This is a genomic window from Prevotella denticola, from assembly GCF_900454835.1.
In the GTDB taxonomy this organism is placed as follows: domain Bacteria; phylum Bacteroidota; class Bacteroidia; order Bacteroidales; family Bacteroidaceae; genus Prevotella; species Prevotella denticola.
This window is the reverse complement of sequence record NZ_UGTM01000001.1, coordinates 1,702,641-1,715,820: the sequence shown is the minus strand read 5'-3', so window position 1 is coordinate 1,715,820 and position 13,180 is coordinate 1,702,641. Positions and strand designations below refer to the sequence as shown.

The window sequence follows — 13,180 nt, the reverse complement described above, 5'->3', positions numbered from 1 at the left end:
CTGATCGGCAGACCCGACAGGAAACAAAAAGACAAAAAGCAGGCATCCTACCCACAGCAGCCCCCCTCTCGTCCTCTCCCTTATCGGGAAAAGAATGAGAAGGGGGCTGCTGTGGGTAGGATGTCTGCCTTCTTGTTGGAAATGCCTGTCGTCTATTTCGGATCAGTCCTTCACGATGAGGCAGACGGCATAGGCCGCCATCCCCTCTTCATGTCCGACGAAGCCCATCCGCTCGGAGGTGGTGGCTTTGACGGAGACGGCATCAGGGTCGCAGCCGATAATCTCAGCTAAACATTTGCACATAGCCGGGATGTGCGGATTGATTTTCGGCCGTTCAGCGCATACGGTAGCATCGATGTTGCCCACACGAAACCCCTTTTCTGCAAGAAGCCTGATGGTTTTCCGGAGGATGACTTTCGAATCCATGTCCAGCGTGTCAGCGGCTGTGTCGGGGAAGTGATAGCCTATGTCGCGCAGATTGGCAGCTCCGAGCAGTGCGTCGCAGATGGCATGGATGAGCACGTCGGCATCGCTGTGACCGAGCAGCCCGAGGCTGTGTTCGATCTTGATGCCGCCGAGGTAGAGGTCGCGTCCTTCAACGAGTCTGTGTACATCGTATCCCATTCCGACGCGGAAGGATGGGATAGAAGGGGATTGGGGATTCTGCATGAGGATTGGGGGGTGATGGGCTGTGATAGGCGATGATGGGCGGTAGTGGGAGACTTTACTTTCTCTTGAAGAGGTCCTTGATGCCGTCCATGTCGAATGAGAGAGAGAAGCGGAGGGTCTGGTCGAGTGGGTTGTTCTTGGCTGTCGCGATGACGTAGCCAGCATCGAGAGAAAAGACGTTCATCTTGAAGCCGGCACCGACGGTGAAGTACTTGCGGTTGCCTTTGTTCTCACTTTCATTGTGATAACCGGCCCGGAGAGAGAACTTGTCATTGTAGGTATATTCCGCACCGACGCTCCACTGTATCTCCTGCATCTCTTCGGAGAACCCGTTGGGCGCATCACCGAAGCTCTTGAAGATACCCGATATGGACGAGACATCATAGTAATCCTTCTGCAGGCGGTTGTCGTAATCGACCTGCGACTCGTCGGCATTGCGCTTCGGATAGGTCGGAACAAGCAGTTTGTTGGCATCGGCGGCAATCGTGAAACGGTTGAACTCGTCGATGGGAACCATCAGCGAAGCACCCAGACGGAGGTTGGTCGGGATGAATTCCGACCGGTTGTCGCCGCCGAAGGTAATCTTCGATCCGATGTTGGAGATATTCATGCCCAGTCCCAGCTGGCACTCCCGCTCACCGATGTTGATGTAGTTCTGGTAATAGCACGACAGGTCGGCAGCAAAGGCAGAACCCGGTGAAGTGTCGTCTTTGTAGCTGTAGGTAAGGTCGGAATAGATCCAGCGTACAGCGGCACCGAGCGAGAAGTGCTCGCTGAGCATCAGGGAATAAGCCACGTCCAATGACATCTCGTAGGGATTGATGGTCATGTTGCCGTCGTCGGTCGTCACCTCACCCAGGGAGAAGTAACGCATGGAGGCGGACACGGCACTGTAGTCGCCGATGCGGTAGTAACCGGCAAGGTAAGCGAGGTCGATGTCGTTCACCAGTTGGCGCAGCCAAGGCGTGTAGTTCAGTGAAACACCGGCACGGGAAATGGTGAAAGGGTACTTGGCAGGATTCCAGTACTGTGAGTTCACGTCCGGGTCGGTGGCTGCACCGACATCACCCATACCTGCCGAACGGGCATCAGGCGCGATGGTCTGCGAGGTCACTGCCGTATTGACAGGATTGAACATCTCCTTCTTGCTGTCCTGTGCAAAGGCTGTGGAAGCGGAGAGTACCGTCACTGAAAGGATGGCGATACGAAGTGTCTTATTCATTCTTTACGTTGGGTTGCTTGTTGATTGTTGCTAAATGAAAATCCATGAGACGGTACCAAGGATGGGAGGCATAGAGAGCCTTTCGCCTTCGATATAATCTCATGGACTGTAACGTCAGCCATACATTATTTATTGTCCAGGATAATGAGTTTCTTGGCTTTGGACACCTTCGTGGCCCCATTGCTGCTGATCCGCACACGATAGAGATAGACCCCGGTGTGGAGGCGTGTCCCGCTGTCAACCGTCAGGTCCCAGTCGGCCGTGATGGCATTGCCTGATGCCGCTCCTGACGTAGCCCGGTGCCAGAGCAGACGGCCGCTCATGTCGAAGACTTCGATGTCGACATCCACGTCGGAGCCGACGTAGTTGTGTGTCACGATGAAGGTCGTCTCCGTGGTAGCCGGGTTCTTCGATGCGTTGACACTGTAGATTTCCGGGGCCAGACTCTTGACGACTTTGAAGTGGAGGGTGACGGTCGATGGGTTGTTCAGGATGTCCCATGCACGGAACTGGAGGGTGTGGTGTCCTTCGGAGAGTTCCGGCAGACTGTAGCCTGTCGAGCCTGATGTATAGCTGCCGAAGTCGTATCGGAAGTTGTCGTTCAGGACATAGGTCTGCGTCAGTTTGCCGTCGATCGTCAGCTGCATATCGTGTCCGATGCCGTTGCCGGACGCATTGATGCCGTCCTTGTCGGTAATCTGTGCGAAGAAGTAAGGTGTGCAGTTCACTTCTCCGCCATCGACGAACGACGGTGTGTTGAGGTAAGCATAGATGGACGGACCGATGGAGTCGTTGTAGACAGTCTCTGATCCGTCGATGCCGAAGCCCTCTTCGTGCCCTTGGGCCATGAGCGTGTGATTTTCATTGATGGCAGAAAAGTTCATCAGTCCGGTGCCCGGGGCGTAATTGATGTCGCGCGGTACGGCGAAGGTGAAGGTGAACTCACCTCTGCGGATGCTGTCCGTTCCGTTGTACAACACTTTCTGCCGGTCGTAGAATTTGAAAGCCTTTTCGGCCGTCTCTTCCTGTTTCTTGCAGGTAATCAGTTCCCTTGTGTCACGCACGGTAGCTGTGAGCAGTCCGTTGAAGTCGGTCTGTTTCTCACCGTCCTTGGCTATATAGCCTTTTACCTTCACGATGGAACCGCCTTTGAGAGCTATCGGGTTGGATGTTTCCGGTGTCTGTCCGTTGATGGTCTCCACCTTGACCTGAAGGGTAGGCAGGTTCAGCGAGAGTGCCGGGTCGCCCAGGAGAGCGTACTGTAGTTTGTTCGGCGTGAGGTCGCTGTTGGCATTGATCAATTCGCATTTTGCCAGCCGCTGGGCCTCGCCCAGGCTGGTCGGTCTGCCGTCCGTAAAGCTCAGCACATGGCGGAGGAAAGCCGTATTGATGGCTTTGTTGTAGTAGGCATATACCGTGCGGGTCGTTCCCCAGAATGCCACCGACCCTCCCTTCGCATTCAGCATGGCCGTCTCGCCGATGGTCGGCATGGTGGCATCGAAAGGCATGATGTCGCAGCTGGCGGTAATCCATAACGGCAGGTTGGCATTGGTGAAGCCGGCGAAGTCGGTCAGCCGGAGCACCGCTTCATGGGAGATCTGATCCTCCTTGCCATGGCCGGCATAGTCCATGATGAGTGCTCCCTGTGCCTGCTGCTGTCTGATGATGCTGCTCACCTCGGGATAAGTGTTGCCTGTTGCAGACGACACACGGGTGTAGACATCCCACATCACTTTCTTCACCTGATAGTCGGGATAGGCTGCCATGATGGTCTCGGCGGTCTCGTTGACATCTGTCATGTGCAAGTTGTTGTTGCCGTCGTCACCCATGAACATGATTGTGTTTTCCCAGCTGCCGCCGTTCTTGTTTTCGGCATAGCGGATGGTTTTGTCCACCAAGGTTCTGGCATCCGCTACAGTCGTCACCGGGAAGCGTCCCACTCCGAGGTCTTCCTTGTCACGGCGCAGGAGGTCGCTGCCCTCACCGTCGTCCATGAGGGTGAACCATCCGTCGTTGACATAGCAGTCGGTCTCGCTGAAGGAGTTTTCGCTCTCGTAAGCCAGCAGGTAGTCGTCCGGGTTGAGATGGCGGCACGCAGGGGTCAGCATTCGGTTGTCCCATACACAGTCGCCGAAGAGCAGGAGCGACTTCGGCAGGCTGCCGCCGGAGGCACGGTCGTAGAGCATCTTCATGTAGCGTCGGTAGGCCATTGCATCCGGCGTTCCGCTGGAGAACTCGTTGTACAGTTCGTCAGCCGGAACGATACGTACCGTAAGGTTGTCGTGCGTACGGTGGAAGTCGGCCAGCCGTTCGGCCTGTTCCAAGAGCTTCTGGCTTGCCGGAATGATGATGACCATGTCGGCCGGTCCGTCTGCATGATGGTCCTGGTTGGTGATGTTGTAGACGTATTCCGGTACCGGGAAGTTCGATTTCAACGAGGGTGCCGGTGCTGGTGCCGGATAGGTCATGGCGATGTAATCGAGCCGTGCCGGACCGCCTGCTGTAGTCGTAATCTTGATGCTGTCGACAGCGCGGAGGTTGTCGAGTGCATAGCTTCTTACCTCCTCATAACCCTTGTCGAACGAGTCGTGGGGTGCTATTCTTATTTCACCGAGGTCTCTGCCGTTCGCCTCCAGCTTCACCGTCGAGGCATAGGTGCCTGTCGTGATGGCTACGGTAAGCCTGCCGGCTGCGGTATGTGCCTTGTTGGCCAAGGTGAAGACTTTGCTCTCGTTCAGCTTCAGCGGTGTCTTCTCAAAGAGATTCCGTCCGCCGTGATACCAGCTGAAGTCGTCCACCTCGTGCAGACTGTGATAGTCGTCGGCAGCGGGGTAGAAGCTGTTGAGGAACTCCGTGCTGTCTGCAATGACGGCCGGTGTGCCGCTGTCGTCCTCTGTCAGGAAGTAACAGCCATAATCAGAATAAGGATTCCGGATTCTCCTGGACGATGTGTTCTGTTCCCAGCTGACAGGGCCGCGGGCATAGAAGAGCCGCCTGCCGCCTGCGTCATAGGTAGGGACTTCCTTCAGGTCGTCGTGCGAAGTGATGAAATCAGCTGTCAGCACTTCGTCCTGCAGGTTGCCGCCATAGCCATAGACTTTCACCTTATTTATGTGTGAGAAGCCTGCACGGCGGATGAGTTCCGGTGTCAGCTGGTACACCCCACTGGACGGAACGCGTATCTTTGCCCACTTGCCACTGGCAAGGACGGAGTGCTCCGCATAGCGGCTGGCAGCGGAAGTTGGCTGCATGACGCCTGTACGGGTGGCAATGTTTTTTCTCCCTCTGGCGATCTTCGTTCTAGGCCGGGAGGTGAGCGCTATCATGAAACTGATGAGAAACTGCTTTCTGCCGTTGCGCTGTACGATGGGCATGAGCGAGATTTCCAGTACGCCTTTTTTGCGTTCCACCGTCATCTGGCGGTGAATCTCGGGCAGTGAGGGTGGTATGACGGCAGTCAGTGCATTGTATCGCTCGATGTCGGTCTTGCTCATGTCCATGAACTCCGGGTAGCGTATCTCCAGCTCGTAGACGGAGTCGGCGTACTGCTCACCCACAGGAATGGCATAATGGAAGTGCGGCAATACAGAGTCGATTTTCACGTCCTCAACCGTCAGGTTAAAGAACCTTTGCTGCTGGGCCGACAGCTTTATACAGCCCAGAAGAGTCAGGAGGCAGAGTATTGCTGAACGTTTCGTCATCAGCTTGTTCGATACTTTTGTCATTCTATGTTAGTATTCCTTTCTGTGTCTGTTTACATCCATGCAGATTCCGTACTGCCTGGCTTGAGGCGTCCCCGGACCTGACAGAACGGCATGGGCCTGCGTCCGGTGACCGGTCGGACATCCCCTGTGTGTATGGCGTAGAGGGACGCACGTCTGCCGGCAGGGAGGCTGTGCTGAAGGCTGTCCGGCTGCCGGAGGCTTCGTCCCGGACGCTGGTACTTCTGTTCCCAAGGCCTGGTACTTCTGTTCCCAAGGCTTGGGAATGCCGTTCCCGACCGTCGGGAACAATGTTCCCTGTCCGTCTATGCCTTGCCCATACAGCCTGGTGCGTTTACTTGCAGTTGAACTCGAGGACTTTTCTGTCTTCCACATACCCTTCCAGATGGTCGTTGATATGGACCGGACCGCAGCCCGACGGGCAGCCCGTATAGAGGATGTCGCCTGTCTTGAGGGTGAAATACCGGCTGACATGACTGATGATTTCGTCTACTTTATACAGCATATCGGCCGTACACCCTTCCTGTACCGTCCGGCCGTTGACGGCCAGCCGGAAGCGCAGCCGCTGGATGTCGAGGAACTTGTCTTTCGATATCCACTTGCCCAGGGCGGCTGCACCGTCAAAGCCCTTGCACAGCTCCCAGGGCATTCCCTGCTCCCTCAGCTTCTGCTGCAGTTCGCGTGCCGTGAAGTCGATACCCACTGTCACGGCATCATAATAGCGGTGGGCGAAGCGTTCGGGAATGGTCTTTCCCAGCCGGCAGATGCGCACGACAAGTTCCGTCTCGTACTCTATCGTTCCCAGATCATCAGGAATGAAGAAAGGCTTCCCGTCTTTCAGCAGGGCGGAATCTGCCTTGGTGAAGATGACAGGCATCTCCTTTCCTGATAACGTTTCGTTCGGTGTTTTATTGTGCCCGGCATAATTCATGCCGACAGCGAAAATCTTCATCCGGTGTTCTCTTTTAATGATTCGTGTCTGTTGAAACCATGACGGGCTGTTCCGAAGTCTGCGGAAGCTGCACCCTGTACTCCCCGGGCCGACAGCCTCCTGTGTCTTGCAAAGGGGGAACCCGTCCGTTTCCTTTTGTCACTGCAAAGATACGAATTTTATGTGACAAAGCAAGTGGAAGGGACGTATATTGTTAACAGCCAGTTCGTTGTGTACGTTCTGTCGATACCCGGCAGGCCGGTCTACCGGTACAATGCGCTCCGGACTGTCGGGAAATCTGTATGTTTTGTCGGAACAGAGATGGGAAAGTTCGGCAGTTTATCTGGATTCGTACGATATTTGGAGGCATTTGCTTTGCTGTTTTATCAATTTACGTTACCTTTGCACAAAGCATATAAACAAAAACGTAATATCTATCAGGCAATGAAGCATTCTATCGGAAGAATACTGGCAGCTGGAGCAGTGGCTGCAGGACTGGCGGTACAGACAGGCTGTACAGGAGAACAGTTCCACGTGACGGGTTCCGTCGCAAATGCCAAGGACTCTGTGCTCTATTTTGAACACAACGGACTGGATGGATTCTCGACCGTCGACTCTGTCAAGCTCGATGAAAAGGGGAGTTTTTCGTTTGCAGGTGACAAGATGGACAATCCCGAGTTCTACCGGCTGCGTATAGCAGGACAGATCATCAACATCGGCATCGATTCGACGGAGACAGTCGAGGTGAAAGCCTCCTATCCACAGATGGCTACCGATTACACAGTGAAAGGCTCTTACGAGAATGAAAAGATAAAGGAACTGGCTCTGAAGCAGATCGGCCTGCAGGCGCGTTGCCAGACGATTCTTGCCGAACGTCCCGAACTGGCCGACTCGATCATCAACGTGATGCTGACCGACTACAAGCGGGACGTGTCACGAAACTATATCTTCAAGGAGCCGATGCGTGCTTACAGCTATTTTGCCCTCTTCCAGTACATTGCCGTCGGCAACCAGGCCCGTCTGATCTTCGATCCTGCCAAGGACGCGAACGACAACAAGGTGTTCGGTGCCGTTGCAACGAGCTGGGACACCTATTATCCCGGTACCGAACGTACGCAGAACCTGCACAACATCACGATCAAGGGCATGAAAGACGAACGCATCGTAAAGGCACAGAACAGACCGGTGGAACTGGAGGCCAAGGAGCTGGGGGTGATAGACCTTCCGCTGCGTGACAACCATGGCATCGAACGGCATCTGACAGACCTGAAGGGGCGGGTTGTACTGCTCGACTTCCATGTCTTTGCCGCCAAGGGGTCGACGGAATACATCATGAAGATGCGTGACCTCTATAACAAGTACCACGACCGCGGACTGGAAATCTACATGGTCTCGTTGGACAACAACGCACATTTCTGGAAGGAGCAGGTGGCCAGTCTCCCCTGGATCAACGTCTATGACGACACGGGTATCAGCCAGGCATATACCGCTCCGGCACAGGCGTTCCCGATCATCTATCTTATCGACCGCGGCAACAACATCGTGAAGAATCCTTCGCAGATCAGGAATCTTGACGAGGAGATAGCGAAACTGCTGTAAAGGTCGTCCGCCTCCTGTGCTGAAGGAAGTGCAGGGATGATCGTGAGGAAGCTCCCTGTACTTTCTGATAAATCTGTCCGTAGTCTTATTGCAGAGGAATGGAGGTGGCAAGGATTGCCCTCGCTTCCCTTTGTCCAACAGGGATATGTGGTGAGGATTTGCTTAACACCATGGGTGTCAAGACTCAGTACGGACTGTGTCAGCTATTGGAAGGATGAGCTTCAGGGGGAATACCATTGTTTTAACCTTTATCCATAGCAAATACGCTTGTGATGGATCGGCTATGAATTCATTTTCCTGTCACTACTGTCACTCTTTGAGAATATGTAACTTTCTAATACACAATGTGTTCATGAAGAATGTTAAAAGTGACAGCAAATCAAAAATAAACTTTTGTTGTAAATAATCGTCGGTTTTTATCCTTATTGTCAACATCCTACCACTATAATTTTAGAGGAACTTTTTTTATAGATCGAATGAATTTAGCCCCAACAAAATATCTACTGATTCGACAAAAGGCCTGCACAGGGTGTGAAACCCTGGCAGGCCTTTTGTCTTTTTGTGTTCCGGCCGGTTTCTGACCGGCTGTTGTTTACTTCTTCAGCTTCAGGTCATAGTTCATGTCCTTCGAGTTGACAGCCGGCTCCTCGAAGTCGGAGTTGACAAGACGGAGCGTCGAGTCGTTCACGACGAGGAAGTTGGTCTTGTTGTCCTTGCCCAGCTCGAACTGATAGTAAGTGTTGCTCTTGCCCTTTACATCCTTCTTGACAATCTGGTACTTGCCTGTATAGTTGTAAGTGGTATCAGCCTCGGTGTCCGACTTCATGTAAGACTCTGATACGCTGAAACCGTTTGTAGAATCCTGTGCGAGTGCGACACGGTACTTGATGCCGGCAACGTCGGCAGCAGGGGTCATGCCCTCGTAAACAGCTGAGTCAGCTGCTACGGAAGAGTCCTGTGTACTGTCCTTGCTCTCGTTGTTTGCAGTAGTCTTGCCATTGTTGCAGGCTACCATAGCTGCGCAGGCAGCTACCATTAACATGATTTTTTTCATAATTATACTGTTTTAGCTTGTAAATGCTTATTTAACTCCCGAGGTGCAAAGATATTACATTTGAAATTAAAAACAAGAATGTTTTAACCTTTATTTTGTCTTTATTGCATCGGTTTTATTTTATCTTTATCGCCATGGCCCGGAGCTGCTGGTTGCCTTTCTGGTCGGTCAGGCGGATCATGAAATGGTAGTCGCCGGGGTCGATGTCCTTCGGAATCTGTATGTCCTGGCTGGCATCGTAGGCCTTCAAGCCATGTGGAATCTTATAGTCCTGATTGTAGATCCAGGGCTTCACCGCCTTCTTCTTAGGGTCCAGGCTGCACGATGAGGCCTGCGTACCGTGGGTGTGATGGTCGAAATTGTTGTGTATCTCGATGTTGTAGTTGCCCAGTTCTTCGTTGTCGGTAAAGCGGTAACGGAAAGGAATCTTGTCCCCACGGTTGTACACCTGGCAGTCTACCGGGTTGGCGGTGATGCCCTCATCGGTGATGACAGGCATATCATCTGCTATGTTATCGTTGCCGCAGGCGGCCGTGAGGAGCAGTGCTGCTGCGGCTGCCAGACTGAATAGAATCTTCTTCATCGTTTGTTCGTTTATTGCGTAGGAAGCTGCCGGGGGCAGTTGTTTATGGGCTGGAGCGGAGGCTGGTGAGGATGCGCAAGGCAGCCGGCTGGTCCGTCTGACGCATCTTCCTACGCTGTGTGGTTGTTTTCTTGTCGGTTACTTGATCGTGAAGCCTTCGATCTCTTCTGTCGTCTCACGACCCTCTGCATCCTTCACAGTGAAGTGGATGTGGTACTTTCCAGCCTTGCATTCAGCGGGAATCGTCACCTCCTTTTTGAAGGTCAGCTTGCCCGTTTTCCCATTGAGATCGTCCACTTCTATTTCCTTCTCTTTGTCACCGTGGAACTCGATTTCAATCTCTTTCACTTTGGCGACCGTCTCTATGTCGGCCGTGAAAGTGACTTTTCCGTTCACCGTACTCTCCATCTTGTCTACCTTGAGATTGGCTATCTTCGGTGCTTTGGGGTCAACGGCTTTCTTCTTCAACGTGATTTCCGCACTGACAAAGTCAATCTTTTTCTCCTCATTCTTGACGATGATGAAGCACTGGTACTTGCCCTCGGCGAGTGTCTCGGGGAGGTCGATGTGCTCGTGGAACGTGGTGTTCAGCACGCCGACGTACTTGCTGTCGGTGTAGGTTTTCTTGATGACATTCTTCCCGTCTTTGGTGAGTACGACTTCAACGGACTGTATCTTTGAGCCTGATTTGATGTCGCATTCCAGGTGAAGGTCATCGCCGATCGTGCCGGTCTTGCTGTTCTTGTGCCCGAACTCTACGTTCTTGAACTCGATGTTGCTCTGTAACAGATCGTCATCATCGTTACTGCACGACGTAAATGCCAGTGCAATCACACTCAGGAGTGCCATAGCACCCGTAAAAAGTAGCTTTTTCATTGTTTGATTTGTTTTTTGAAGGCTTCCGCCTTGGTTTGAATATAAGTTCACTGTTCGTTTCGTTTTGTCTAGGCTGTGAGGATATCACAGTGACAGGAGCGATGTGCCCCGTCCACCATGATGATTCCTCGACAGTCTCAGGTTGGTTTGTAAGATCAAGTGTTATATCTTGTTCCACTTCCGGGAATCGTATGCTTCAGAACTCGAAAGTCGCCATCAACGCCACGTTGCGTCCCGGTTCCGGCACGTCGATGAGCCGGTAGAAACTCGTGTGGTCGTAGTATTTGCGGTTGAGGAGGTTCTCCGCATTGAGGGTCAGGCGTAGGTTCTTGTCTCCGAAGGCAAAGTCTTTTCCTGCATTGAGGTTGATGGTGTAGTAACCTGATGTCGGCTTCTCCGGCGGAACGATGCGGTTCTGTCTGCCGGTAACGTGCAGGTTGAGTGCCACGAAGCCTTCATTACCGGCTTTCTTCCGGCAGAATCCGTATTTCAGGGTGGCATCTGCCGACCAGGGGGTCGAGAAGGGGAGCGTGTACCCTTTCTTTTCTCCAGACAGCTGTTCGGCATAGAGATACTCACCTTTCAGTTCTGCATCCAGAGAGGGGAGTATCTTCCAGTCTGTCTGCAGCTCGAAGCCCCAGCGGATGACACGGCTCTGCGTGTAATAATACCACTGCAGACCCTCGTAGTAGTCGGGAGTCGGATTCATGTAGATGTAGTTCGGGAAATAATTGAGGTACGGGTCGAACTGAACCGTCACCCTGTCATTCCCCCAGTGGATGCCTGCGTCCAGCTGGTAGGATTCTTCCGGGTTCAGACCAGGACTCCCTTTTTCGTATCTGAAGATGTGGTAATTGACACCGTCAGTGCCCAGTTCCTTCGGAATCGGGACACGGAAGCTCTTTCCGACGTTCGCCTTCAGAATCCACTGGCCGACAGAATAGTTCACGCCGGCCGACCACGTGAGGCTGTTGAACGAACGGCGGAGATCCTCCGAACGTTCCTTGAAGACGGAGTCGGTGGCACTGACGGGCGTTTTGAACCAGTCTCTGTAGCTGTGGATGCTTGTCCTGACGTGGTCGTACCGTACGCCGGCATTCAGTATCAGGTCTTTCCTGACCGTGAACCGGTCGAAAGCGTATGTACCGAATGATGCCGTCTCGAAGTCCGGCATGATAAAGCCCCAGCCTGAACGGCGGTTGTGCTGGTACTCGCCGTTGAAGCCTGCGGTGAGTGTATGCCTGCTTCCCAGAGACAGCCGTGCAATGAGGTTGGCCGTATAGGTGTCCTTCTTGAACTCACGTTCCAGGCTGTTGGACGGAACCGGCATATAGCCATGCGACACCGGTTCGGAAAGTTCCTTGCGATGGTTGTTCTGATAGGCGAGGTCGGCTTCCAAAGCAATACTTCCCTGTTCGTAGACCGTATGGCTCATGACCCTCAGATGGTTCACACTCTGGTAAGGAAGGTCGATGTCCCGGCGCGACCTGTCGTAGTCGATGTCCGACAGTCTCACCTCCAGTCCGTGTGCGTTGGCAAAGAAGCCGCTCTTGCTGTACGCATCCGACAGCTTCAGTTCTGTATGGAAGTTGTGGCTTCTGTAACCGAACGTCATGCTCCCGTCGCGTTCAAAGCCGGCCGTGTTGCGGAGCCGGTGGTTATGCAGCGGAATGTCGTAGGAATAGTACTGGATGCTGCCTGTGGGCACTTTGTAGTCGGCATAGTCGATGAATGTCCCGTTGGCTTTCCAGTAGAAATGGTTTCCGGCACCCTGCAGACGGGCTGATAGACCGACCGACTCGTTGTTGCTGCGCATGAACAGCGATGCGCTTCCCTGGAACTTCGCAGTCGGGATGTAGTTGCCGTACAGGCTGATGACCCCTCCGATGGCATCCGATCCGTAAAGCAGGGCGGCCGGTCCTTTGGTCACTTCGATACGGTCGATGGCAAACTGGTCTATTTCCAGACCGTGGTCGTCGCCCCACTGCTGCCCTTCGTGTTTGATGCCGTCCTCTGTTACAACCATACGGTTGAAGCCCAGGCCGCGTATCGTCGGCTTCGACTGCCCGGAGCCGATGCTCATCGCCTTTACGCCGGGGATGTTGCTGAGCGTCTGCATGAGACTGCCTGCGAAGTTGTTCTGCAGAAACTGCCTGTCAATGCTGATGGTATTGACGGACGAACGCATTTGAAGGTCTTTCTGCCTGTTGCCCAGTACGGTTACGTCCTGCATGACGATACTGCTGTCGACATCATTCCCTTTCAGCTGGGGAACTGCTGCTGACAGATGATTGCCTGCGCTGGCAACCGCACACACAGACGAAAGAACAAAAGCCCCAATAGCCTTATTCATTACCATGTGTTTATGAATTCTTGATGAAATGACGGGTCTGTATGCTTGTCACAGGCACGTAGATGGCTGTGCGACAAGCTGATGACGTGGTGCAGTGTTATGGTTCCATGGTGTGGATACGGCATGGTCTTCCTTTCTGTAAGGACACACTACACCGCCATGACTCCTTTG

The 13,180-nt window shown here is 53.4% G+C and carries 9 protein-coding genes; 1 reads left to right on the top strand and 8 read right to left on the bottom strand.

What is annotated here, in order from left to right:
- Nucleotides 1–162: 162 nt before the first annotated feature.
- From ispF to DYH27_RS07280, 4 genes are all read right to left on the bottom strand, one after another.
- Nucleotides 163–669, bottom strand: coding sequence for a 2-C-methyl-D-erythritol 2,4-cyclodiphosphate synthase (gene ispF, locus DYH27_RS07295; protein ID WP_004353924.1), 507 nt, complete (start codon nt 667–669; stop codon nt 163–165).
- Between the two features lie 55 nt (nt 670–724).
- Complete coding sequence (gene porV / locus DYH27_RS07290; protein ID WP_013670862.1) at nt 725–1,891, bottom strand: type IX secretion system outer membrane channel protein PorV; 1,167 nt, start codon at nt 1,889–1,891, stop codon at nt 725–727.
- Between the two features lie 125 nt (nt 1,892–2,016).
- The gene (gene porU / locus DYH27_RS07285) at nt 2,017–5,616 is read right to left on the bottom strand and encodes a type IX secretion system sortase PorU (RefSeq protein WP_025067137.1); all 3,600 of its coding nucleotides are present in this window, start codon (nt 5,614–5,616) and stop codon (nt 2,017–2,019) included.
- A 331-nt stretch (nt 5,617–5,947) separates the two neighbouring features.
- Nucleotides 5,948–6,565 (bottom strand): fumarylacetoacetate hydrolase family protein, encoded by a 618-nt coding sequence (locus tag DYH27_RS07280; protein ID WP_025067138.1) that lies wholly within the window; start codon nt 6,563–6,565, stop codon nt 5,948–5,950.
- Nucleotides 6,566–6,988: 423 nt separating this feature from the next.
- Here DYH27_RS07280 and DYH27_RS07275 point away from each other — a divergent pair, with 423 nt between their 5' ends.
- On the top strand, nt 6,989–8,143 hold the full coding sequence (locus DYH27_RS07275) for a DUF4369 domain-containing protein (RefSeq protein WP_025067139.1): 1,155 nt from the start codon (nt 6,989–6,991) through the stop codon (nt 8,141–8,143).
- 592 nt (nt 8,144–8,735) lie between these two features.
- On the opposite strand, the gene DYH27_RS07270 is transcribed toward DYH27_RS07275, so the two are convergent.
- The 4 genes from DYH27_RS07270 to DYH27_RS07255 all read right to left on the bottom strand — a co-directional run bounded on the left by DYH27_RS07270 (nt 8,736) and on the right by DYH27_RS07255 (nt 13,009).
- Nucleotides 8,736–9,197: a copper resistance protein NlpE N-terminal domain-containing protein gene (locus DYH27_RS07270; RefSeq protein ID WP_004353970.1), complete on the bottom strand. Its 462-nt coding sequence runs from the start codon at nt 9,195–9,197 to the stop codon at nt 8,736–8,738.
- A 115-nt stretch (nt 9,198–9,312) separates the two neighbouring features.
- Complete coding sequence (locus tag DYH27_RS07265; protein WP_029216324.1) at nt 9,313–9,780, bottom strand: DUF4625 domain-containing protein; 468 nt, start codon at nt 9,778–9,780, stop codon at nt 9,313–9,315.
- A gap of 138 nt (nt 9,781–9,918) precedes the next feature.
- Nucleotides 9,919–10,656 (bottom strand): DUF4625 domain-containing protein, encoded by a 738-nt coding sequence (locus tag DYH27_RS07260; protein ID WP_013670871.1) that lies wholly within the window; start codon nt 10,654–10,656, stop codon nt 9,919–9,921.
- Nucleotides 10,657–10,852: 196 nt separating this feature from the next.
- Nucleotides 10,853–13,009, bottom strand: coding sequence for a TonB-dependent receptor (locus tag DYH27_RS07255; protein WP_025067140.1), 2,157 nt, complete (start codon nt 13,007–13,009; stop codon nt 10,853–10,855).
- Nucleotides 13,010–13,180 lie beyond the last annotated feature (171 nt).